Below are 21458 nucleotides of genomic sequence, written 5' to 3'. Positions count from 1 at the left end.
AATATTTTGAATCAATAATTATGAATGATGTAAACTCGCCGCCACACCACAGCACCTGTGCGGTCACCGCCTGTGCGCCGTGTTGGACGCCCCCATGCCATCTTCGGAGTAGCTTTCGCCATGAGTGACAAACCCACCAACAACGCCCCAGAGTTCGCCGCGTCTTCGCTGGAAGCCTGGGCCAAGGCCGCAGCCAAGTCGGCACCGGGGGGCGATGTCAGCGCCCTCAACTGGGTCACGCCCGATGGCATCACCGTCAAGCCGCTGTACACCGCCGAAGACACCGCCAGCCTGCCGTACGCCAACACGCTGCCGGGTTTTGAGCCCTACCTGCGTGGCCCCCAGGCCACCATGTATGCCGTGCGGCCGTGGACGATTCGCCAGTACGCCGGTTTTTCGACCGCTGAAGAATCCAACGCCTTCTACCGCAAGGCCCTGGCCGCAGGCGGGCAGGGCGTGAGTGTGGCGTTCGACCTGGCCACCCACCGGGGCTATGACAGCGACCACCCCCGCGTGACGGGCGACGTGGGCAAGGCTGGGGTGGCGATTGATTCGGTCGAGGACATGAAGATCCTGTTTGACCAGATCCCGCTCGACAAGGTGTCCGTCTCCATGACCATGAACGGCGCCGTACTGCCCGTGCTGGCGGGCTATGTGGTGGCGGCGGAAGAGCAGGGTGTGAGTCAGGACAAGCTCAGCGGAACCATTCAGAACGACATTCTGAAAGAGTTCATGGTGCGCAACACCTACATCTACCCGCCCAAGCCCTCGATGCGGATCATTGGCGACATCATTGGCTACACAGCCAAGAACATGCCCAAGTTCAACTCGATCTCGATCTCGGGCTACCACATGCAGGAGGCCGGGGCCAATCAGGCGCTGGAGCTGGCTTTCACCCTGGCCGACGGCAAGGAATACGTGAAGACCGCCATGGTCTCAGGCCTGGACGTGGACGATTTTGCCGGGCGCCTCAGCTTCTTCTGGGCCATCGGCATGAACTTCTACCTCGAAGTCGCCAAGATGCGCGCCGCGCGCCTCTTGTGGTGCCGCATCATGAAGGAGACCGGCGCCAAGAATCCCAAGAGCCTGATGCTGCGCACGCACTGCCAGACTTCGGGCTGGTCGCTCACCGAGCAAGACCCGTACAACAACGTGGTGCGCACCACCATCGAGGCCATGGCCGCTGTGTTTGGCGGCACGCAGAGCCTGCACACTAATGCGCTGGACGAAGCCATCGCGCTGCCCACCGAGTTTTCGGCCCGCATCGCGCGCAACACGCAGCTCATCATCCAGGAAGAAACCCACATCACCAACGTGATCGACCCCTGGGCTGGCAGCTACATGATGGAGAAGCTGACCCAGGACATGATGGACGCCGCCTGGAAGATCATCGAAGAGGTCGAGGCCATGGGCGGCATGACCCAGGCCGTGGACAGCGGCTGGGCGAAGCTCAAGATCGAAGCCGCTGCCGCCGAGAAGCAGGCGCGCATCGACAGCGGCAAGGACGTGATCGTCGGCGTGAACAAATACAAGCTCGCCAAGGAAGACCCGGTCGACATCCTGCAGATCGACAACATGAAGGTGCGCGACGGCCAGATTGCCCGCCTGCAAAAGATCCGCGCCACCCGCGACGCCGCCAAGGTGCAGGCCGCGCTGGATGCACTGACTGCCGCCGCCGAAAGCGGCGAAGGCAACCTGCTGGAGTTGTCGATCAACGCCGTGCGCCTGCGCGCCACCGTGGGTGAGGTGTCCGACGCGCTGGAGAAGGTTTTTGGGCGCCACCGCGCCGATACACAAAAGGTGACTGGTGTGTACGCAGCAGCCTATGACTCGGCCGAGGGCTGGGACAAACTCAAGACCGAAATCAACGCCTTTGCCGAAGAGCAGGGCCGCCGCCCCCGCGTGATGATCGCCAAGCTGGGTCAGGACGGCCACGACCGTGGCGCCAAGGTGGTGGCCACTGCGTTTGCCGACCTGGGGTTTGACGTGGACATGGGGCCGCTCTTCCAGACCCCCGAGGAATGCGCCCGCCAGGCGATTGAAAACGACGTGCACGCCGTGGGCGTGAGCACGCTGGCTGCGGGGCACAAGACGCTGGTGCCCGCCATCATCCAGTCCCTCAAAGACCAGGGCGCCGACGACATCATCGTGTTTGTGGGCGGGGTGATCCCTGCGCAGGACTATGACTTTTTGTACGAGTCGGGCGTGAAGGGCGTATATGGCCCAGGCACCCCCATCCCGGCCAGCGCGAAGGATGTGCTGGAGCAGATTCGCAAGGCGGTGGCGTGACCCCTGCCGCGCTTTTGGAGGGGGTAGTGCAGGGCACGGCGGCGGTGCAACGCCGCGCCATGTCCAAAGCCATCACGCTGCTCGAATCGACGCGGGTGGACCACCGCGCCCAGGCCGATGAGTTGCTCACCACATTACTCCCCCACACCGGCAAGGCCTTCCGCCTCGGCATCAGCGGCGTGCCCGGTGTCGGCAAATCCACCTTCATCGAGGCGCTGGGCCTGTACCTCATCGGCCAAGGCCACCGCGTGGCCGTGCTCACCATCGACCCCTCCAGCACCGTCTCGGGCGGCTCGATCCTGGGCGACAAGACGCGCATGGAACACCTGTCGGTGCATGAAAAGGCCTACATCCGCCCCAGCCCCAGCAGCGGCACTCTGGGCGGTGTGGCCGAGAAGACGCGCGAGGCCATGCTGGTCTGCGAAGCCGCAGGCTACGACGTGGTGATCGTCGAGACCGTGGGCGTGGGCCAGAGCGAGATTGCGGTGGCGGGCATGACGGACATGTTTGTGCTGATGCAGCTGCCCAATGCGGGCGACGACCTGCAGGCCATCAAGAAGGGCGTGATGGAGATTGCCGATCTGGTGGTCATCAACAAGGCCGACATCGACAAGAACGCTGCCACACGCGCCGAGGCGCAGATCACGTCGAGCCTGCGCCTGCTCAGTCAGCACGGCAACCCCGAGAACGCGCACCACGACGAAACGCTGTGGCACCCCAAGGTCGTGCAGATCAGCGCGCTGCTGGGCCAGGGCGTGGACAGCTTCTGGGCCGCCGTCACGCAGTTCCGCCAGCTGCAAACCGCCAACGGCCGCCTGGCCACGCGGCGCGAAAAGCAGGCGCTGGCCTGGATGTGGGAGCGCATCGACGCAGGCCTCAAGCTCGCGTTTCGCCAGCACCCCCAGGTCAAAGAGCTGCTGCCCCAGATGCAGGCTGACGTGGCCGCCGGGCGCATTGCGGCATCGACTGCAGCACGAAATCTGCTCCAAGCGCAATCCAATCATGCGCTGGCAGCTATCAAATAAATAGTAGACACCAACCCATTCACCAAAGGACGACCATGCAAGACATCCTGGATCAACTGGAGAAAAAGCGTGCGCTGGCACGCCTGGGCGGCGGGCAAAAGCGCATTGATGCGCAGCACGCCAAGGGCAAGCTCACCGCCCGCGAGCGCATCGAGCTGCTGCTGGACGACGGCACGTTCGAGGAATGGGACATGTTCGTCGAGCACCGCTGCACCGACTTCGGTATGGAAGACAACAAGATCCCCGGCGACGGTGTGGTGACGGGCTACGGCATGATCAACGGCCGCCTGGTGTTCGTGTTCAGCCAGGACTTCACGGTGTTTGGCGGTGCGCTGTCTGAAACCCATGCCGAAAAGATCTGCAAGGTGATGGACCAGGCCATGAAGGTGGGCGCGCCTGTCATCGGCCTCAATGACTCGGGCGGCGCGCGCATCCAGGAAGGTGTGGCGTCTTTGGGCGGCTATGCCGACGTGTTCCAGAAGAACGTGCTCGCCAGTGGCGTGATTCCGCAGATCAGCATGATCATGGGCCCGAGCGCCGGTGGTGCCGTGTACTCGCCCGCCATGACGGACTTCATCTTCATGGTCAAGGATTCGAGCTACATGTTCGTGACCGGCCCCGAAGTCGTGAAGACCGTGACGCACGAAGAAGTGACGGCCGAAGAACTGGGCGGCGCCGTGACGCACACCACCAAGAGCGGTGTGGCCGACATGGCATTTGAGAATGACGTGGAGGCGCTGATGATGCTGCGCCGCCTGTACAACTACCTGCCGCTCAACAACCGCGAAAAAGCCCCGGTACGCCCCAGCAACGACCCGGCCGACCGCATGGACCTGAGCCTGGACACCCTGGTGCCCGAGAACCCCAACAAGCCCTACGACATGAAGGAGCTGATCCTCAAGACGGTGGACGATGGCGACTTCTTCGAGCTGCAGCCCGAGTACGCCAAGAACATCATCATCGGCTTTGCCCGCATGGAAGGCCAGACCGTGGGCATCGTGGCCAACCAGCCGCTGGTGCTGGCCGGTTGCTTGGACATCAAGTCCAGCGTCAAGGCCGCGCGCTTTGTGCGCTTTTGCGATGCGTTCAACATCCCGGTCGTCACCTTTGTGGACGTGCCCGGCTTCATGCCCGGCACCAGCCAGGAGTACGGAGGCATCATCAAGCACGGCGCCAAGCTGCTGTACGCGTATGCCGAGTGCACCGTGCCCAAGATCACCGTCATCACCCGCAAGGCCTACGGCGGCGCGTACGACGTGATGAGCAGCAAGCACTTGCGCGGCGACGTGAACCTGGCCTGGCCCAACGCCGAGATTGCGGTGATGGGCGCCAAGGGCGCGGTGGAAATCATCTTCCGCGAGGACAAGAACGACCCCGTGAAGCTGGCCGCACGCGAGGCCGAATACAAGCAGCGCTTTGCCAACCCGTTTGTGGCCGGTGCACGCGGCTTTATCGACGATGTGATCCTGCCGCACGAGACGCGCAAGCGCATCTGCCGGTCGCTGGTGATGCTGCGCGACAAGAAGCTGGAAAACCCATGGCGCAAGCACGGCAACATCCCACTGTGAGCGGACAAGGAGCATAAGAACATGTTTACGAAAATCCTGATCGCCAACCGTGGCGAAATCGCCTGCCGCGTCATCGCCACTGCCCGCAAGATGGGCATCAAAACGGTGGCCGTTTACTCCGACGCCGACAAGGAAGCCCGCCACGTCAAGCTGGCCGATGAGGCTGTGCACATTGGCGCCGCGCCCTCGCGCGAGTCGTATCTGCTGGCCGACAAGATCATTGCCGCTTGCAAACAAACCGGCGCACAGGCCGTGCACCCTGGCTATGGCTTTCTGAGTGAAAACGAAGCCTTTGCCAAGCGCTGCGAAGACGAAGGCATTGCCTTCATTGGCCCGAAGGCACACTCGATTGCGGCCATGGGCGACAAGATCGCGTCCAAAAAGCTGGCGAATGAGGCCAAGGTCAACACCATCCCCGGCTACAACGATGCCATCAGCGGCCCCGAGCAGGCGGTGGAGATCGCCAAGGGCATTGGCTACCCGGTGATGATCAAGGCCTCGGCCGGTGGCGGTGGCAAGGGCCTGCGCGTGGCGTTCAACGACAAGGAAGCGTTCGAAGGCTTTGCCAGCTGCCAGAACGAAGCCCGCAACAGCTTCGGCGACGACCGCATCTTCATCGAGAAGTTTGTGCAGGAGCCGCGCCACATCGAGATCCAGGTGCTGGGCGACAGCCATGGCAACGTGATCTACCTGAACGAGCGCGAGTGCTCCATCCAGCGCCGCCACCAGAAGGTGATCGAAGAGGCACCATCGCCCTTCATCAGCGACGCCACCCGCAAGGCCATGGGCGAGCAGGCCGTGCAACTGGCCAAGGCCGTGAAGTACCAGTCGGCTGGCACGGTGGAGTTTGTGGTCGGCAAGGACCAGGACTTTTACTTCCTGGAGATGAACACCCGTCTGCAGGTGGAGCACCCGGTGACGGAGTGCATCACCGGCCTGGACATGGTGGAGCTGATGATCCGCGTGGCAGCGGGCGAGAAGTTGCCCCTGACGCAGGCTGATGTGAAGCGCGACGGCTGGGCTATCGAGTGCCGCATCAACGCCGAAGACCCGTTCCGCAACTTCTTGCCATCCACGGGCCGTTTGGTGCGCTTTCAGCCGCCGGAGGAAACCATGTTCCAGTCCGACACCAGCAAGAAGCTGGGCGTGCGCGTGGACACGGGCGTGTACGAAGGCGGCGAGATTCCCATGTACTACGACTCGATGATCGCCAAGCTCATCGTGCACGGCACCGATCGCAACGACGCGATTGCCAAGATGCGTGCCGCGCTCAACGGCTTTGTGATCCGCGGCATCAGCAGCAACATCCCGTTCCAGGCTGCGCTGCTGGCGCACCCCAAGTTTGTGACGGGCGACTTCAACACCGGCTTCATCGCCGAGAACTACGGCAAGGGCTTCCACGCCGAAGACGTGCCGCACAGCGATCCGCTGTTCCTGGTGGCGCTGGCTGCGTTCATGAACCGCCGCTACCGCGCCCGCGCCTCGGGCATCAGCGGCCAATTGGCGGGGCACGAGGTGAAGGTGGGTGAGCAGTTTGTCGTCGTCACGCTGGGTGCCGAAGGGCAGAACCAGCACCACGAGGTGACGGTGTCTGATTTTGAAGACAAATCGGGCTCTAGTGCAGTATCTGTAGGCGGTAATAGCTATCAGATCAGTAGCAACGCCACGCTGGGCCAGATCCGGGTGCAGGGCGCGTGCAACGGCCAGGGCTTTACCGCCCAGGTGGAACGCGGTGTGGGCAAGAACCCGCTGGCGCTGCGCATTGCGCACAACGGTACGCAGATCGACGCACTGGTGCTGTCGCCGCTGGGCGCACGGCTGCACAAGCTGATGCCCTTCAAGGCGCCGCCAGACTTGTCCAAATTCCTGCTCTCGCCCATGCCCGGTTTGCTGGTCGATGTGGCGGTGCAGCCCGGCCAGAAGGTGCAGGCCGGTGAGAAGCTGGCGGTGATCGAAGCCATGAAGATGGAGAACATCCTCTTTGCCGCGCAGGATGGCGTGGTGGGCAAGATCACGGCGGGCAAGGGCGAGTCGCTGGCGGTAGACCAGGTGATCCTGGAGTTCGTCTGACGCACGTGCCTTGCAAGGAGGGGCGAAGCGGTGCCGCAGCGGGCACTGCCGCCCCTTTCTTGAGCTCCCGTGGAGCTTTTTTTCGTGTTTTTGGCCGATAGTGCAGGCGATATATACGCCTGCTGCTATCAAATTAATAGTGATGCGTGTGTAGAGCGCGGAGAGTGACTTCCATGACAGCCAGCAGCAATCGTCCGTTCAAGGTCCTGGGGATTCAACAGGTCGCCATTGGCGGCACCGACAAGCAGCGCATGAAAACCCTGTGGGTGGACATGCTGGGCCTGGAGCAGACTGGCACCTTCCAGAGCGAGCGAGAGAACGTGGACGAGGACATCCTTGCCATGGGCCAAGGCGCGTTCAAGGTGGAGGTGGACATCATGCAGCCTCTGGACATCGACAAGAAACCCGCCGTGCACACCACACCGCTCAATCACATTGGCCTGTGGATCGACGACCTGCCCAAGGCCGTGGAATGGCTCACCGCCAAGGGCGTGCGCTTTGCCCCTGGTGGCATTCGCAAAGGCGCTGCGGGCTACGACATCACGTTTTTGCACCCCAAGAGCAATGACGAATTTCCCATTGCGGGCGAGGGTGTGCTGATCGAGCTGGTGCAGGCCCCGGCTGATGTGATCGCTGCGCTGGGCTGAGCGGGCATCCGCAGCCTGCCCTGGCACCCATGGTTTCGCTCCAGCGCGCATTGCTGGCAGGCACCAAGGTGAGCGCCCTGCTGGTCCTCGCGCTGGCAGGGCAGGGCGGTGAGGCAGCAGGCGGCACCGGTGCCTATCCGCTCGACTGGGGCCGGGCGGGAGAAACCCTGCAGTACCGGTCCTGTGGGTGCGCGGACCGCTGCTGGATGGCCGAAGTGAAGCACCTGCGGTCTCGTAAGACGCTGGCCTCCCTGCGTTGTGACTGTGAGCGTCTGTTCGCCCGGGTCGGCAACAGCGGGCCGGAGGTGGAGCACAGCCCCAGCTGCTCCACCATCGACGATGCAGACAACAAGCCCCGCGCCATCCGCGAGGCGCTGGAGCAGATGCTGGGGCGCTGAACAGCTCGGCGTCCATGACCTCGGGCGTCATCGTCACCGGGCCCGGCGGGGGCTACAACGGCGGCACCTTGTCTTTGGTGTCGCCTGCCCATGCAAAAAATCGCTTCTCTGGCCTTGCTGCTAGCAGGTGCCATCCACCTGATTCCCTTGATCGGCGTGCTCGGCGCAGAGCACTTGGCCAGACTCTACGGCGTGACCCCTTCCGATCCGAACATGCTCATCCTGCTGCGGCACCGCGCCATGCTGTTCGGCATCGTGGGTGGGCTCTGCCTGATGGCGGCGTTCAAGCCCGCCTACCAGTGGTTGGGCCTGTTCGTTGGCACGGTCAGCATCCTTTCTTTCCTGCTGCTTGCATGGTTCACCGGCGGCTTCAATGTGCATTTGCAGCGCGTGGTGGTGGCTGATGGCCTGGCCCTGGTGTGCTTGGTGGCGAGCGCTGGGGCCTTGACCTGGTCTGGCCGGGGTGCAACGAGCGGCTAACTTTCATGAACGTCGGAGCGTGCAAGGTGGCACGGGCTGCAAGATAGAGGCCGAAGCCGCCGGTTGCCAGCGCGTTGCTTCGGCGGTTTTGGCGGTGATTTCAACATGCTCTCTAAAGTGGTCAACAGTCGGCTTTTTTGCCGTTCTCGCACAGTGAGATGCCGGCTGTTGAGCACCTGGAAATAGTGGCACCTTTTGTGACCATGTTGAGGGCAGTTGTGCCGAAATCTCCTTCAAAATCATGGTGATAGCGATGCAGGGCGGTGCTTCAGAAGACTCTGAAGTGGCGCCTTGTGTGATCACTGACGCAATGCTTGGTGCTTGCAGCAGCAGGCTCTTGAAAGGACCCAACCCATGGCCAACGCAACCCTCTCCGCCCCGCAGCCCATCCAGGTCCATCGCCCCGTCCCTGCGCCGGCCGTGCAGGGACAATGGTCGGTGGAGGCCATACAGGCGCTGCTCGACAAGCCCCTGATGGACTTGCTGTTTGAGGCACAAACCGTGCACCGCCAGCATTGGCCTGCGGGCGATATCGAGCTGGCCACGCTGCTGTCGGTCAAGACCGGCGGCTGCCCGGAAAACTGCGGCTATTGCCCCCAGGCGGCCGAGTTCGACACCGGGGTAAAGGCCGACAAGCTCATGGAGGTGGATGAGGTGGTGCGCGCCGCCCAGGCCGCCAAGGACGCGGGTGCCACGCGCTTTTGCATGGGTGCCGCCTGGCGTGCGCCCAAGGACCGCGACATCGAAAAAGTCAGCGCGCTGATCGGTGCGGTGAAGGGCCTGGGCCTGCAGACTTGCGCCACACTGGGCATGCTCGAATCGCACCAGGCGCAGGCGCTGAAAGATGCCGGGCTGGATTACTACAACCACAACCTGGACACTGCCCCCGAGTACTACACCGACGTGGTGAGCACCCGGGCTTACCAGGACCGGCTGGACACACTGCAGAACGTGCGCAATGCAGGCATCAGCGTGTGCTGCGGCGGCATTGTGGGCATGGGCGAGGCGCCGGTGCACCGTGCGGGCTTGATTGCACAGCTGGCCAACCTGCAGCCGTACCCCGAGTCGGTGCCCATCAACAGCCTGGTGCGCGTGCCGGGCACGCCGCTGGCCGACAGCGAGCCCATCGACCCGTTCGACTTTGTGCGCGTGATTGCGGTGGCCCGTATCACCATGCCCAAGGCGCGCGTGCGCCTGTCGGCCGGGCGCCAGCAGCTGGGGGAGGCCGTGCAGGCGCTGTGCTTTCTGGCCGGGGCCAACTCGATTTTTTACGGCGACAAGCTGCTGGTGACGGGCAACCCCGACGTGGATGCCGATGTGCAACTGCTGGCCAAGCTGGGGCTGAACGGGCACCGCACCACGACCACCACCCTCGACGGGCACAGCCACAGCGATTGATGTTCCCCGGCGCGGCGGCGTGCTTCGTTCTACTGGAGCCCGCTGCGGCGCCACCGAACGCCGTGCCTCAGTGCTGCGCTACGGTAAGGCGCGGGGCACTGCCATTCAGAGCGGCTCTTCGCGCGAAGTCAGTTCGATGCGTTCCGTGGGCAGATCGGCCGCCAGGCGGTCCACCTGGGCCAGCCGCGCGGGCTCGGCGTCGGCAAACTTCTGGGCGATGCGCCGGAACTCCTCGGACAGGGTCAGGAAGGCATCGACCATGTCGGGGTCAAAGTGGCTGCCCCGGCCATCGCGGATGATGTCTACCGCCTGCTCGTGGGAGTACGCGGGTTTGTAGACACGTTCGGAAATCAGGGCGTCATACACATCGGCCACGGCCATCAGCCGCGCTGACAGCGGGATGGTGTTGCCCACCAGGCCTTCGGGGTAGCCCGAGCCGTCCCATTTCTCCTGGTGGCTGTAGGCGATCTCCTTGGCATATTGGAAGAACGGGTTGTCGTGGGTGGTGCCCGTCTCGGCCGCGATGATGGCGTCACGTCCCAGGGTGGTGTGCGTCTTCATGATCTCGAACTCTTCCGGCGTGAGCTTGCCGGGCTTGAGCAGGATGCGGTCAGGGATGCCCACTTTGCCAATGTCGTGCAGCGGCGCGGACTTGAAGATGGTCTCGATGGCGGCGTCGGTCAGCTCGTCCTTGAAGCGCGGGTGGTTCTGCAAGTGGCGGGCCAGCGTTTCCATGTAGTGCTGCGTGCGCCGGATGTGGTTGCCGGTCTCGTTGTCGCGCGTTTCGGCCAGTGAGGCCATGGCGCGGATGGTGGCGTCCTGCAGCTCGGCCATGGCCCGGGTGCGGTTGGCCACCTCTTGCTCCAGAAAATGATTGTGCTGGGCCAGAAAATCGCGCGCGCGCTTGAGCTGCAGGTGGTTGCGCACCCGGGCCATCACGATGGCGGGGTTGATGGGCTTGGTGATGTAGTCCACCGCGCCCAGCTCCAGACCAATGCTCTCGTCGTCGGCCGCACTCATGGCCGTCAGGAAGATGACGGGGATGTCTTCGGTGTCAGGGTTGAACTGCAGGCGGCGCAATACCTCATAGCCGTCCATGTCCGGCATCATGATGTCCAGCAGGATCAGGTCGGGCTTGCTCTCGCCCGCCACGATCTGCAGGGCGCGCTCGCCACTGGGTGCCAGTTTGACCTTGTAGTCGGTGCGCAGGAGGTCGCTCATCAGCGACAGGTTGTCGGGCGTGTCGTCTACGACCAGCACCGTGCATTTGCCGCTGGGCGCGAATGGGCTATTCATGAACCGGGTCCTCCTTGTGGTCATTGGGTGCCATGGGGGCCTGGCGCAGTGCAGCCAGCGCCCCCACAAAGTCGTAGCTGTCCAGCGCCCGCTTCATCTGGCCGTACACCGGCCCCAGCAGGGCCTGCAGGGTGGTGGCCGATTGCTTGAAGACCTCGATGGCATCGGAGTCGTCATCGGACAGCAGGGCGTCCAGTTGCGTCACCAGCTGGCGTGCGGCTGCGGTGTTGATCGGCGGGCCTTCGGCGGTGCCCGCACTGGCAAGGTCCTCTGCGGGCACCGCCTGTTGTAACGCTGCGACCAGCGCCTGGCAAGTGGCTTCTACCGGCTGCAGCAGCGAATCCACCGCATCGGGTGCGGCTTGGTTCGCGATGGCTTCCTCCACCCTTTGCGCCAGCGCCGCCAGGGCCGTGGCACCAATGGTGCCGGCCGTGCCTTTGAGTGTGTGCATGGCGCGTTGGGCCTCGTCGTGCTGCCCGGCGGCCAGGGCGGAACGGGTGGCTTGCACCGCGTGGGCTTGCCCTGCCACAAACTTGCGCAGCAGGCCCTCGTAGGCGGGGCGTTTGTCCAGCACGCGCCGCAGGCCGGCTGTCACGTCGAGCCCTTGGATGTGGCGCAGCGCGTCATCGGTGGAGGGCGCGGGCACGGGTGCGGGAGGGGACGATGCCTGTGGATTGGAGGAGTTGCCCGCTGCTTGTCCCTGAAGGCCGGTGCCTGCGTTGTCTGCCTCGGCCGCACCCGTGTCCCGCGGCGCAATCCACTGCAGCAGGGAGGCAAACAGTTCGTCCGGGTCGATGGGTTTGGCCAGGTGGCCGTTCATGCCCGCTTCCAGGCACAGGTCCCGGTCGCGGCTCATGGCGTTGGCCGTCATGGCCAGCACGGGCAGCTGCGCCCAGGCAGGGTTCTGGCGCAGGTGCCGGGTGGCTGTCAGACCGTCCATCACGGGCATTTGCATGTCCATCAGCACCAGGTCGTAGGGGGCCTGCGCCAGCATGTCCAGCGCCACCTGTCCGTTCTGGGCTACATCCACCACCAGGCCCGCGCCGGTCAGCAACTCGGCACCCACCTGCTGGTTCAGGTCGTTGTCGTCGACCAGCAGCACCCGCGCGCTGGCAATGGCGGACAGGTGCGCGCCGCGCCGGGGGGATTGTGAGCCACGCCCATCAGACGAGCGGGCCTCCCCGCCCAGCGCCTGCATGGCAGCATCAAACAGTTGTGAGGGGCTGACGGGCTTGGACAGCATCAGCGAGAGTCCGGCGCGTTCCAGTTCGTGCTGCACGTCGTCGCGGCCCGCGGCGGTAACGATCACTGTGTGGGGCGGGCGCTGCAGGCGGGCCAGAGCGCGGTGCGTGTCAAACCCGTCCATGCCGGGCATCTTCCAGTCCACGAACGCAATCTCGCAGGGGCGGCCAGCCTGTTCGGCAGCGCGCGCCTGGGCCTCTGCATCCTGTCCTGAGGAGGCCGTGGTAACGGCAAAGCTCATGCGGGTCAACATTTCGCTCAGGATATGTCGTGCCTGCTCGCTATCGTCCACCACCAGCACATGCCGCCCGCGCAGGTCGGGGGTGGGCAGGAGTGGGGCGTGGCTCGGGGCACCCAGACCCAGACGGGCGGTAAACCAGAAGGTGCTGCCCGCCCCGGGTTGGCTTTGCACCCCCACCTCGCCGCCCATCAGCCCCGCCAGCTTCTTGGAGATGGCCAGCCCCAGGCCTGTGCCGCCATATTTACGCGTGGTGGAGGTATCGGCCTGCTCGAACGAGCGAAACAGCCGCGACTGCTGCTCGGGCGTGAGGCCAATGCCCGTGTCCTGCACCTCAAAGCGCAGCAGCACGCCGCCGCCGTCGCGCTCTGTTTCGGTCACCCGCACGATGATTTCGCCCGCGTCGGTGAACTTGACCGCATTGTTGGCGTAGTTCACCAGGATCTGCCCCAAGCGCAGCGGGTCGCCGCGCAGGTCGTCGGGCAGGGCAGGGTCCACATCGAAGAGCAGTTCCAGGCCCTTGTGGGCGCATTTGTCGCTGACCAGGTTGGCCACGTTGTCCAGCACGCCGCGCAGGTCGAAGTCCACTACCTCCACTTCGAGCTTGCCGGCTTCGATCTTGCTGAAGTCCAGGATGTCGTTGATCAGGCCCAGCAAGTGCTGGCCGGAGCGCTGGATCTTCTCTACATAGTCGCGCTGGCGCGGTGTGAGGTCGGTGCCCAGGGCCAGGTGGCTCATGCCGATCACTGCGTTCATGGGGGTGCGGATCTCGTGGCTCATGTTGGCCAGAAAGTCCGACTTCATCTGCGACGCGTCCTCCGCGCGGGCGCGGGCGATCTCCAGCTCGTCCTCATGCTCTCTCAGGGATGCGTTGACTTTTTGCAGTTCGACGGTGCGCTCGGCCACGCGCGCCTCCAGGGCCTCTTCGTTGCGCTTGAGGGCTTCGACCAGCTCGTTCTGGGCTGCCATGGCCTGGGATGTGGCCTTTTCGCGTTGCAGGAACTGCCGCGCCATGGCAAAGGCCAGCAAGAACGTCAGCAGCGCCTGGAACGCGGTGAGCCCGGTGGTCAGCAATGTCTGGTACTTGACCTCGGCATTGCGCGAGTCGCCCAGCAAGGCAGACACACGCGAGGCGCTGAGCGAGAGCTCTTGCACGGTCTCGCGCAGGCCGTCCAATTCGGTGCGCAGCCGCCGCATATTGGTGTGGCTGGAGGTCGCATCCACGCTGGCGCCAAAGTAGCTGTCGCCCGCTGCCACAAACTGCTGCAGAGCCGCCAGCGCCTTGCCGTAGATGGGCTCCTCCTGCATCAGCGTGCGGGAGGTGCCGCTTTCCAGCGCGCTGAAACGGCTCAGAAACAGGTCGTACCGCAGCTCCAGCCTGTCCATGGTGATGCTGGTGGGGTCCAGCTCGAACTGGTGCAGGGCGTGGTCCAGCTTTTCGTACTCGACATTGAGCTGCAAGAACGACCACAGCGCGTTGACGTCGCCGCGCCGCATCACGGCCTCCACGCTGCGGTACTGGCTGTACTGCACGGCGGCAATGGCGACATAGGCCAGCACCAGCCCCGCAATGATGAGCCGCAGGATGTGTTGGCTGCGCAGCATACGGAGTGTTTGGAGCGGGGAGGGCGGTTACCGGATGTGCAAGGCGTTGAGCTGCCAGGCCGCCCGGTTGTAGTACAGCTCGCTGCGCAGCTCGGCCTTGGTATCAAACGGGTACACGATGAACAGCGGGCCCTTTTCGCGGATGGGCATAGGCCGGTTGTTCATCAGGCGCGCCACGATCACGTCATGGCGCGTGGCATCGTCCGCGGGGATCTCGGTTTTGTAGTCGTTCAAGGCGACTGCCGTGATCTTGGTGCCTTTGGCCCCCACCGCAGCGAGCACATCGCGCAGCAGAGGGCCTGTGAAGGTGACGGCGCTGGGGTACCAGGGGGTTTGGGTGGAGAAGCTGTGCTGCGGCAGTTTCTCCAACATTTTCATGTCGAACTGCGCCTGCGGGCCCCGGTTGGTCTGCGTGATGGCGCCGTCGATGGTCAGGACGACGGGGCCGGTGGGTGGCTCCAGCGCCTGCACGTTGCTCGCGGCCAGCAACGCCGCGCCGATGACCCATGCCTTGGACAACACCCGTTCATACCCATAACGACGATGAGATTGCATGGACACCCCCTCCTGTTTTGGTAACAGTCTCGCGGATAGATGCCCAAAATGTAAACCGATTTATCGCCGCTGGTGGGGCGGATCGCCCGCCGGAGTGTCGAGCGTGCGACGGCAGTGGACGGGTGGTCGGGCTGCTGCTTCAGGTTGCGGCTGGGGCGCTGGCGGCGGCCATGGTATCCCAGGCCTTGAGGGCCTCCGCCGTGTACATGAGTGCGGGGCCGCCGCCCATGTAAACGCACACGGCCAGCATCTCTTCCAGCTCTGCACGGGTGGCGCCGAGTTTTTGCAGTGCCTTGACATGAAAACCGATGCACCCTGAGCAGCGCTGGGTGACGCCAATGGCCAGGGCAATCAGCTCCTTGTGTTTGCTGGTCAGCGCGCCTTCTGCCATGGAGGCCTGCGCGAGTTGCGCAAAGCCCCGCATGGCGTCGGGCTGTGCCTTGCGAAAGGTGGCCAGGTTTTCGTTGATGCCCTGGATCAGGCTGGTGTGGTCAAACGTACTCATGGAATCGTTCCTTGTCGGAGGTGGGTAGGGCGCCGCGCACTTTCTATCTGTGCGTATACGCGCCTACCGGCGGTTTATTTCTTCATGGGACAGGTTTTCATGCCAAGCAGCGCGTAAGCCGGGCAGAAGCGAAACAGGCCGGTGGCCAGTGGCACCACGCCCAGCCATCCCCACCAGCCCACCGTGCCGGTGGCGGCCAGTGCAATCAGGACCAGGCCTGCCAAGACGCGCAGCACACGGTCCACGGTTCCTACGTTGATGTTCATGATGATTTCCTTGCTCTGAGGTTGTGGCCCGGGATGGGCCCTGCTTGCACAAGCGCAGCGAACGCGAAATGCGTTCGCTGCCTGGTCAATCGAATGAGGGGGACGTGGGCGCTGCGACAGGCTTGCCCGCAGCCACCCAGGCGTCAAAGCCGCCTGCAATGGATTGCACCTGCAGATAGCCCATGTCCTGCATGGCGCGCGCGGCCAGCGCGGCACGGCCGCTGGTCTTGCAGTACAGCACCACCTTGAGGTCGCGCGCGCTGAGTTCGGGCGTGCTGCTGAGGCGGAACTCCAGCACTCCGCGGGAGGCGTGAATCGCGCCGGGGATGTGTCCTGCCTGGTATTCGTCGGCCTCTCGCACATCGATCAGCACGTCGGCGGTGCGGATGGCTTCGTCTGCCTGGTCCAGCGGTACCTCTTGCACCAGGGCTTTGGCAGCGATGACGAGATCGTGGGCTGTTTTCATGATGGCGTTCCTGCGTTGGGTGGTACGGATGCGGCTGCGCGTCACAGCGCGTTGACGGGAATCTTGAGATAGGTCACGCCATTGGCTTCCGGTGGCGGCATTTCCCCCGCGCGGATGTTGACCTGCACCGAGGGCAGGATGAGCACGGGCATCTCCAGCGTCGCGTCGCGCTGGGTGCGCAGCGCCACAAAGGCCTCTTCGGTCACTCCGTCGTGCACATGGATGTTCTTGGCCCGCTGGTCGGCAACGGTGGTTTGCCACGCCACGGCGCGCCCTGCAGGGGGGTAGTCGTGGCACATGAACAGGCGGGTTTCATCCGACAGGCTGAGCAATTTGCGCACCGATTGGTACAGCGCGTGGGCATTGCCGCCGGGGAAGTCGCAGCGCGCTGTGCCCACGTCAGGCATGAACATGGTGTCGCCCACAAACACGGCATCACCGACTTGGTAGGCCATGCAGGCGGGTGTATGGCCGGGCACTGCCAGGGCCTGGGCCTTCAGCTGGCCGATGCGGAAGACCTCGTTGTCGTGCAGCAGCTGGTCGAACTGGCTGCCATCCGGGCGGAACTCGGGCTCCAGATGAAAGACCTTCTTGAACACATCCTGCACCTGCGTAATGGACGCGCCAATGGCGATTTTTCCGCCCAGCTTGTCGCGAAGGTAGTGCGCGGCCGACAAATGGTCGGCATGGGCATGGGTTTCCAGAATCCATTGCACCGTCAGCCCCTGGCCTTGCACAAACGCCACGATCTTGTCGGCAGACCGCGTCCGGGTGCGGCCCGACTTCGGGTCGTAGTCCAGCACCGAATCCACCACCGCGCAGTGGCCGCCAGGTTGATCGAACACCACATAGCTCACCGTCCAAGTGGCGTCGTCGAAGAAGGCTTCTATCTGGGGTTTCATCGAAGGGCTCCGTATTTAATTTCGATGCTGATAGTTTATTGACAGATAGATTGTTAGTCAATAGAATATCAACATTGAATTTGAAAAGGAGCGCGCCACCATGCACGCAGAAGCACAAATGGACCTGGAAGCCTTGCGCAGGTCCGCCGACAGCGCTTGCCGCTTGATGAAAGTTTTGTCCAACCCCGATCGCCTGCTGCTGCTGTGCCAGCTGACGCAAGGTGAAAAGCGGGTGGGCGAGCTGGAAGAGCTGGTGGGCATCTCCCAGCCCACCTTGTCGCAGCAGCTGGGCGTATTGCGCGAGGAGGGCCTCGTCAACACCCGCCGCGACGGCAAAAACATCTATTACGAGATCGCCAGCCCCCAGGCCCTGGCGGTGATGAACGTGCTGTTTGAACAATTTTGTGGCCCCGCCCAGGAGAGCAAACCATGCTGATCGATTGGACCCATTTCACCCCTTGGGCCGCCCTCGCTGGCGGCGTTCTGCTTGGCCTCGCTTCGGCGCTTTTTGTGCTCCTCAACGGGCGCATCCTGGGCATCAGCGGCATTGTGGGAGGGCTGCTGCGCCCCCGCGCGGGTGATATGGGCTGGCGCCTGGCTTTTGTGCTGGGCATGTTGGTGGCGCCTGGCCTTTACTGGCTGGTGGTCGGCCCCACGCAGCCGCGCATTGATGCGAACTGGGGCATGGTGGTGATCGCCGGCCTGCTGGTGGGTGTCGGCACCCGCTACGGATCGGGTTGCACCAGCGGCCACGGCGTGTGCGGACTCTCGCGCATGTCGCCCCGGTCTCTGGTTGCGACGCTGGCCTTCATGGGGGCAGGGTTCGTCACCGTCTTCCTCATCCGGCACGCGCTGGCCTGAACGCACCACCATCCATCGGAGCATTGATCGCTATGAAAAATCGTATTTCGGAGTTTGTGGTCGGCCTGATCTTTGGACTGGGCTTGATCGTCTCGGGCATGACCGACCCTGGCAAGGTGCTGGGTTTTCTGGACCTGGCTGGCTTGTGGGATCCCTCGCTGGCGTTCGTGATGGGCGGAGCCATTGCGGTGGGCGTTTTTGCCTTCGCCGTGGCCAAGAAGCGGACCACCAGTTTCCTGGGCGGCGCCATGCACTTGCCCACGTCGAGCGACATTGATCGCCGTCTGGTGGTCGGAAGCCTCATCTTTGGCGCGGGCTGGGGCATTGCCGGGTTTTGCCCCGGGCCAGCCATCGTTTCGGCGGGTGCAGGCCAGCCCAAGGCCATCGTGTTTGTGATTGCGATGCTGGCGGGCATGTGGCTGTTTGAACTGGCCGAACGCATGTCCCATCGCGCCCCATCTTCCCAGACCGGAACCCGCTGACATGCCGCTGCAAATCATTGCCCTGACCCCGGACTTCGCAGTGTCGCCCCAGCTGGCCACCGCGGACTTTGCCTCTTTGGCTCAGCAGGGCTTCAAGACCATCATCAACAACCGACCAGACGGGGAGGGCGGTGGCGCACAGCCCACCAGCCCTGAAATGGAGCGCGCTGCCACAGTGGCCGGGCTGCACTACGTATACCTGCCCGTGGTGAGCGGCTCCATCACGCCGGAACAGGTGCAGACCATGCACAAGATCTTGCTCTCGGCCCCCAAGCCCACGTTGGCGTTTTGCCGTTCGGGCGCCAGGTCTGCACAGTTATTTGGGCTGACGCAGAACCTGGACGCCGACGCGTCCTGATCACCCGGGAACCATCATGAACTTCATCCCCGGCTGGGTCCGCAACTACCAGAAGTCCTGGCTCTCCGGCGACATGGTCGCCGGCGTGATCGTGACGGTGATGTTGATACCGCAGAGCCTGGCCTACGCGCTGCTGGCGGGCTTGCCCCCCGAAGTGGGCTTGTACGCCAGCATCCTGCCGATCATTGCGTATGCCGCGCTGGGGTCCAGCATGACGCTGGCCGTGGGCCCGGTGGCAGTCGCTTCGCTCATGACGGCGAGTGCCCTGCAGCCGCTGGCTGCCGCTGGCTCGCCTGAATACGTGGCACTGGCTATGCTGCTGTCGCTACTTTCCGGGGGCATGTTGCTGCTGTTTGGGGTGTTGCGGCTAGGTTTTTTGGCCCATTTTCTGAGCCATCCGGTCATCAGCGGGTTTATCTCAGGCTCGGCCGTGCTCATTGCCGCTGGGCAGGTCAAGCACCTGCTGGGCGTGAAGGCGGGCGGCACCGATGTCTTTGACACCTTGGTGCAACTGGCCCACGCAGCGCCCGCAACCAATCTGGTCACGCTGGGCATCGGTGCGGGTAGCGTGTTGTTTCTGGTGCTGGCGCGAAAGTCCCTGTCTCCGTGGCTGGTCCGCCTGGGCGCCAGTCCGCGCCTGGCAGATGTCGCATCCAAGCTGGCGCCGATGCTGGCCGTGATGGTGTCCACCGCCTTGGTGGCTGCCATGCGCTGGGACCAGACGGCGAGCGTCAGCATTGTGGGCACGGTGCCCCAAGGCCTGCCGCAGCTTGGGCTACCGGCGGTTTCGATGGCGTCTGTGGGCTCGCTGTGGCTGCCTGCGCTGCTGATCTCGCTAGTGGGCTTTGTAGAAAGCGTGTCGGTGGCGCAATCGCTGGCGCTCAAGCGGCAGCAGCGCATTCAGCCCAACCGGGAACTGCTGGGCCTGGGGGCGGCTAACGTTGCCAGTGCGCTGTCGGGTGGTTTTCCCGTCACGGGCGGTTTTGCGCGCTCGGTCGTCAATTTTGCGGCCGGGGCCAACACGCCCCTGGCAGGTGTCATTTCTGCCGTGCTGATGGGTGTGGTGATTGCCGCGCTGACGGGGCTGTTTCACTATTTGCCCCACGCCGTGCTGGCGGCCACCATCATCGTGGCGGTGGTGTCCCTGATCGACGTGGAGACACTGCGCGAGGCCTGGCACTACGACAAGGCCGACGCCACGGCCCTGCTGGCCACTGCAGGGGGTGTGGTCGCTTTTGGCGTGGAAGTCGGAATCCTGATGGGGGTAGCGTTATCGCTGGGCACATTGGTGTGGCGCAGCAGCCATCCGCACATTGCGGTGGTGGGTCGCGTGCCAGGCACTGAACACTTTCGCAACGTAACCCGTCACACGGTGAACACAGAGCCCGGCCTGATTGCCGTGCGGGTGGATGAAAGTCTGTATTTCGCCAATTCGGACGCATTGCTGGACCGTGTGGAGGAACTGGTAGCCGCCCAACCGGATACACGCCACGTTCTTCTGGTGTGCTCAGCCATCAACCAGATCGACACAACCGCCTTGGGGGTACTCACGGATCTGGAGCGCAGCCTGGCCCAGCGAGGGGCGGCACTGCTGCTGTCTGAGGTGAAAGGCCCAGTACTCGATCGTTTGCAGGGCACAGAACTTGGCACGCGGCTGAATGGACGGATCTTTTTGAGCACCCATGCTGCGTTTGAATACGCAAGGCGGGCTGGCAGCATGGTGGGTCGGTACGGTGATCCGGCGGCGGCTATCTAGCCATTGACATTGACCGATGGGGCGTCGAACGGACGTCCTGATCCGCAGAGAGCTTTAAAGAGAAGTAGATTTTATATTTAACATAATATACATCGTATCTACTATATAGTGAGTCCCACGACTGTATCTCATCGCTCAATCTGGACTCTCTGGCCTCTGTCATCCGCCAGTGCCGCTACCATCACCGCCCATGACACTTCCCACCCAAGCCTCTTCCACATCCCACATCCACTTCGGCCTTCGTGATCGCGTCTGCATCGTCACCGGGGGCGCCCAAGGCATTGGCGAGGCGTGTGTCCGCCGTTTTGCGGCCGAAGGCGCCAAGCCGGTGATCGTTGATGTGGACGAGGCGCGCGGCCAAGCGCTGGCGCAGGAGCTGGGTGCGCTGTACGTCCGCTGCGATGTGGGTGACAAGGCGCAGGTAGATGCGCTGGTGGCCCAGGCCCTGGCCGCCCACGGGCGCATCGACGTACTGGTGAACAATGCCGGCATCTTCAGGGCGGCAGATTTTCTGGAGGTGACCGAAGCCGACTTTGACGCCGTGCTGCGGGTCAACCTCAAGGGCTCGTTCCTCGTCGGTCAGGCGGTGGCGCGGGCGATGGTCAATACGGGTGGCGGCGCTATCGTCAACATGAGTTCGGTCAACGGTGTGCTGACCATCCCCAACATCTCCAGCTACAACGTAAGCAAAGGCGGCGTGAACCAGCTCACGCGCGTGATGGCGCTGGCGCTGGCCGACAAGAACATTCGCGTGAACGCAGTGGCTCCGGGCACCATCGCCACCGAACTGGCCGCCAAGGCCGTGCTGACCAGTGATGAAGCCAAGAACAAGATCATGAGCCGCACGCCCATGAAGCGGCTGGGCGAGCCGTCGGAGATTGCCGATGTGGTGGCCTGGTTGGCCAGCGATGCGGCCAGCTATGTGACTGGAGAGATCGTGACCGTGGACGGCGGGCGCATGACGCTCAACTACACCGTGCCGGTCTGACGCACTTCTGGATACTCCTGTTTTGATAGCATCCAGCGCGTGATTCACTAGCACTAGCCGCCA

Annotated in this window: 21 protein-coding genes; 14 read left to right on the top strand and 7 right to left on the bottom strand. The window is 63.6% G+C overall.

Annotation, left to right across the window (positions count from 1 at the left end; all coding sequences use genetic code 11):
* The first annotated feature begins 120 nt into the window (after positions 1-120).
* The 8 genes from scpA to bioB all read left to right on the top strand — a co-directional run bounded on the left by scpA (position 121) and on the right by bioB (position 9875).
* Positions 121-2289: a methylmalonyl-CoA mutase gene (gene scpA, locus ASD94_RS15745; protein ID WP_056644627.1), complete on the top strand. Its 2169-nt coding sequence runs from the start codon at positions 121-123 to the stop codon at positions 2287-2289.
* Positions 2286-3314, top strand: a complete 1029-nt coding sequence (gene meaB, locus ASD94_RS15740) for a methylmalonyl Co-A mutase-associated GTPase MeaB (protein WP_056644626.1) — start codon at positions 2286-2288, stop codon at positions 3312-3314. Before scpA ends, meaB begins: the two co-directional genes overlap by 4 nt.
* A 35-nt stretch (positions 3315-3349) precedes the next feature.
* Positions 3350-4882 carry an acyl-CoA carboxylase subunit beta gene (locus ASD94_RS15735; protein ID WP_056644623.1) on the top strand — a complete coding sequence of 511 codons (1533 nt, stop codon included), beginning with the start codon at positions 3350-3352 and terminating at the stop codon, positions 4880-4882.
* A 21-nt stretch (positions 4883-4903) separates the two neighbouring features.
* Complete coding sequence (locus tag ASD94_RS15730) at positions 4904-6952, top strand: acetyl/propionyl/methylcrotonyl-CoA carboxylase subunit alpha (RefSeq protein WP_056644622.1); 2049 nt, start codon at positions 4904-4906, stop codon at positions 6950-6952.
* A gap of 173 nt (positions 6953-7125) precedes the next feature.
* Positions 7126-7599: a VOC family protein gene (locus ASD94_RS15725; protein ID WP_056644619.1), complete on the top strand. Its 474-nt coding sequence runs from the start codon at positions 7126-7128 to the stop codon at positions 7597-7599.
* Positions 7600-7628: 29 nt separating this feature from the next.
* Entirely contained in the window at positions 7629-7997 is a 369-nt protein-coding gene (locus tag ASD94_RS15720; protein WP_056644616.1) for a hypothetical protein, read from the top strand.
* 90 nt (positions 7998-8087) lie between these two features.
* Complete coding sequence (locus ASD94_RS15715) at positions 8088-8477, top strand: hypothetical protein (protein WP_056644614.1); 390 nt, start codon at positions 8088-8090, stop codon at positions 8475-8477.
* A 354-nt stretch (positions 8478-8831) separates the two neighbouring features.
* On the top strand, positions 8832-9875 hold the full coding sequence (gene bioB / locus ASD94_RS15710; RefSeq protein WP_056644611.1) for a biotin synthase BioB: 1044 nt from the start codon (positions 8832-8834) through the stop codon (positions 9873-9875).
* Positions 9876-9980: 105 nt separating this feature from the next.
* On the opposite strand, the gene ASD94_RS15705 is transcribed toward bioB, so the two are convergent.
* From ASD94_RS15705 to ASD94_RS15675, 7 genes are all read right to left on the bottom strand, one after another.
* On the bottom strand, positions 9981-11171 hold the full coding sequence (locus ASD94_RS15705) for a two-component system response regulator (RefSeq protein ID WP_056644609.1): 1191 nt from the start codon (positions 11169-11171) through the stop codon (positions 9981-9983).
* A complete protein-coding gene (locus ASD94_RS15700) occupies positions 11164-14256 on the bottom strand; it encodes a response regulator (RefSeq protein ID WP_056644607.1) in 3093 nt (1030 codons plus the stop codon). Before ASD94_RS15700 ends, ASD94_RS15705 begins: the two co-directional genes overlap by 8 nt.
* 27 nt (positions 14257-14283) lie before the next feature.
* Positions 14284-14811 (bottom strand): molybdopterin-dependent oxidoreductase, encoded by a 528-nt coding sequence (locus ASD94_RS15695; RefSeq protein ID WP_082576897.1) that lies wholly within the window; start codon positions 14809-14811, stop codon positions 14284-14286.
* Between the two features lie 139 nt (positions 14812-14950).
* Positions 14951-15316 (bottom strand): carboxymuconolactone decarboxylase family protein, encoded by a 366-nt coding sequence (locus ASD94_RS15690; RefSeq protein WP_056644600.1) that lies wholly within the window; start codon positions 15314-15316, stop codon positions 14951-14953.
* 74 nt (positions 15317-15390) lie between these two features.
* The gene (locus ASD94_RS15685) at positions 15391-15582 is read right to left on the bottom strand and encodes a DUF2892 domain-containing protein (RefSeq protein WP_056644597.1); all 192 of its coding nucleotides are present in this window, start codon (positions 15580-15582) and stop codon (positions 15391-15393) included.
* Between the two features lie 85 nt (positions 15583-15667).
* Positions 15668-16048 carry a rhodanese-like domain-containing protein gene (locus ASD94_RS15680; protein WP_056644594.1) on the bottom strand — a complete coding sequence of 127 codons (381 nt, stop codon included), beginning with the start codon at positions 16046-16048 and terminating at the stop codon, positions 15668-15670.
* Positions 16049-16089: 41 nt separating this feature from the next.
* Entirely contained in the window at positions 16090-16950 is an 861-nt protein-coding gene (locus tag ASD94_RS15675) for an MBL fold metallo-hydrolase (protein WP_056644592.1), read from the bottom strand.
* A gap of 100 nt (positions 16951-17050) precedes the next feature.
* Here ASD94_RS15675 and ASD94_RS15670 point away from each other — a divergent pair, with 100 nt between their 5' ends.
* The 6 genes from ASD94_RS15670 to ASD94_RS15645 all read left to right on the top strand — a co-directional run bounded on the left by ASD94_RS15670 (position 17051) and on the right by ASD94_RS15645 (position 21395).
* Positions 17051-17386: a helix-turn-helix transcriptional regulator gene (locus ASD94_RS15670; RefSeq protein ID WP_056644589.1), complete on the top strand. Its 336-nt coding sequence runs from the start codon at positions 17051-17053 to the stop codon at positions 17384-17386.
* Positions 17380-17811: a YeeE/YedE family protein gene (locus ASD94_RS15665; RefSeq protein ID WP_056644586.1), complete on the top strand. Its 432-nt coding sequence runs from the start codon at positions 17380-17382 to the stop codon at positions 17809-17811. The genes ASD94_RS15670 and ASD94_RS15665 overlap by 7 nt, the downstream gene beginning before the upstream one ends.
* Before the next feature lie 32 nt (positions 17812-17843).
* A complete protein-coding gene (locus tag ASD94_RS15660) occupies positions 17844-18293 on the top strand; it encodes a YeeE/YedE family protein (protein ID WP_056644585.1) in 450 nt (149 codons plus the stop codon).
* Between the two features lies 1 nt (position 18294).
* Positions 18295-18651, top strand: a complete 357-nt coding sequence (locus tag ASD94_RS15655; protein WP_056644584.1) for a TIGR01244 family sulfur transferase — start codon at positions 18295-18297, stop codon at positions 18649-18651.
* A 16-nt stretch (positions 18652-18667) separates the two neighbouring features.
* Positions 18668-20407: a SulP family inorganic anion transporter gene (locus ASD94_RS15650; RefSeq protein WP_056644583.1), complete on the top strand. Its 1740-nt coding sequence runs from the start codon at positions 18668-18670 to the stop codon at positions 20405-20407.
* Between the two features lie 190 nt (positions 20408-20597).
* Positions 20598-21395, top strand: a complete 798-nt coding sequence (locus ASD94_RS15645; protein ID WP_056644582.1) for an SDR family NAD(P)-dependent oxidoreductase — start codon at positions 20598-20600, stop codon at positions 21393-21395.
* The last annotated feature ends 63 nt before the right edge of the window (positions 21396-21458 follow it).

It is taken from the genome of Acidovorax sp. Root70, from assembly GCF_001428225.1.
In the GTDB taxonomy this organism is placed as follows: Bacteria; Pseudomonadota; Gammaproteobacteria; order Burkholderiales; family Burkholderiaceae_C; genus Acidovorax.
The sequence above is the reverse complement of the archived record's forward strand: the minus strand, read 5'-3'. Positions and strand labels throughout refer to the sequence as shown.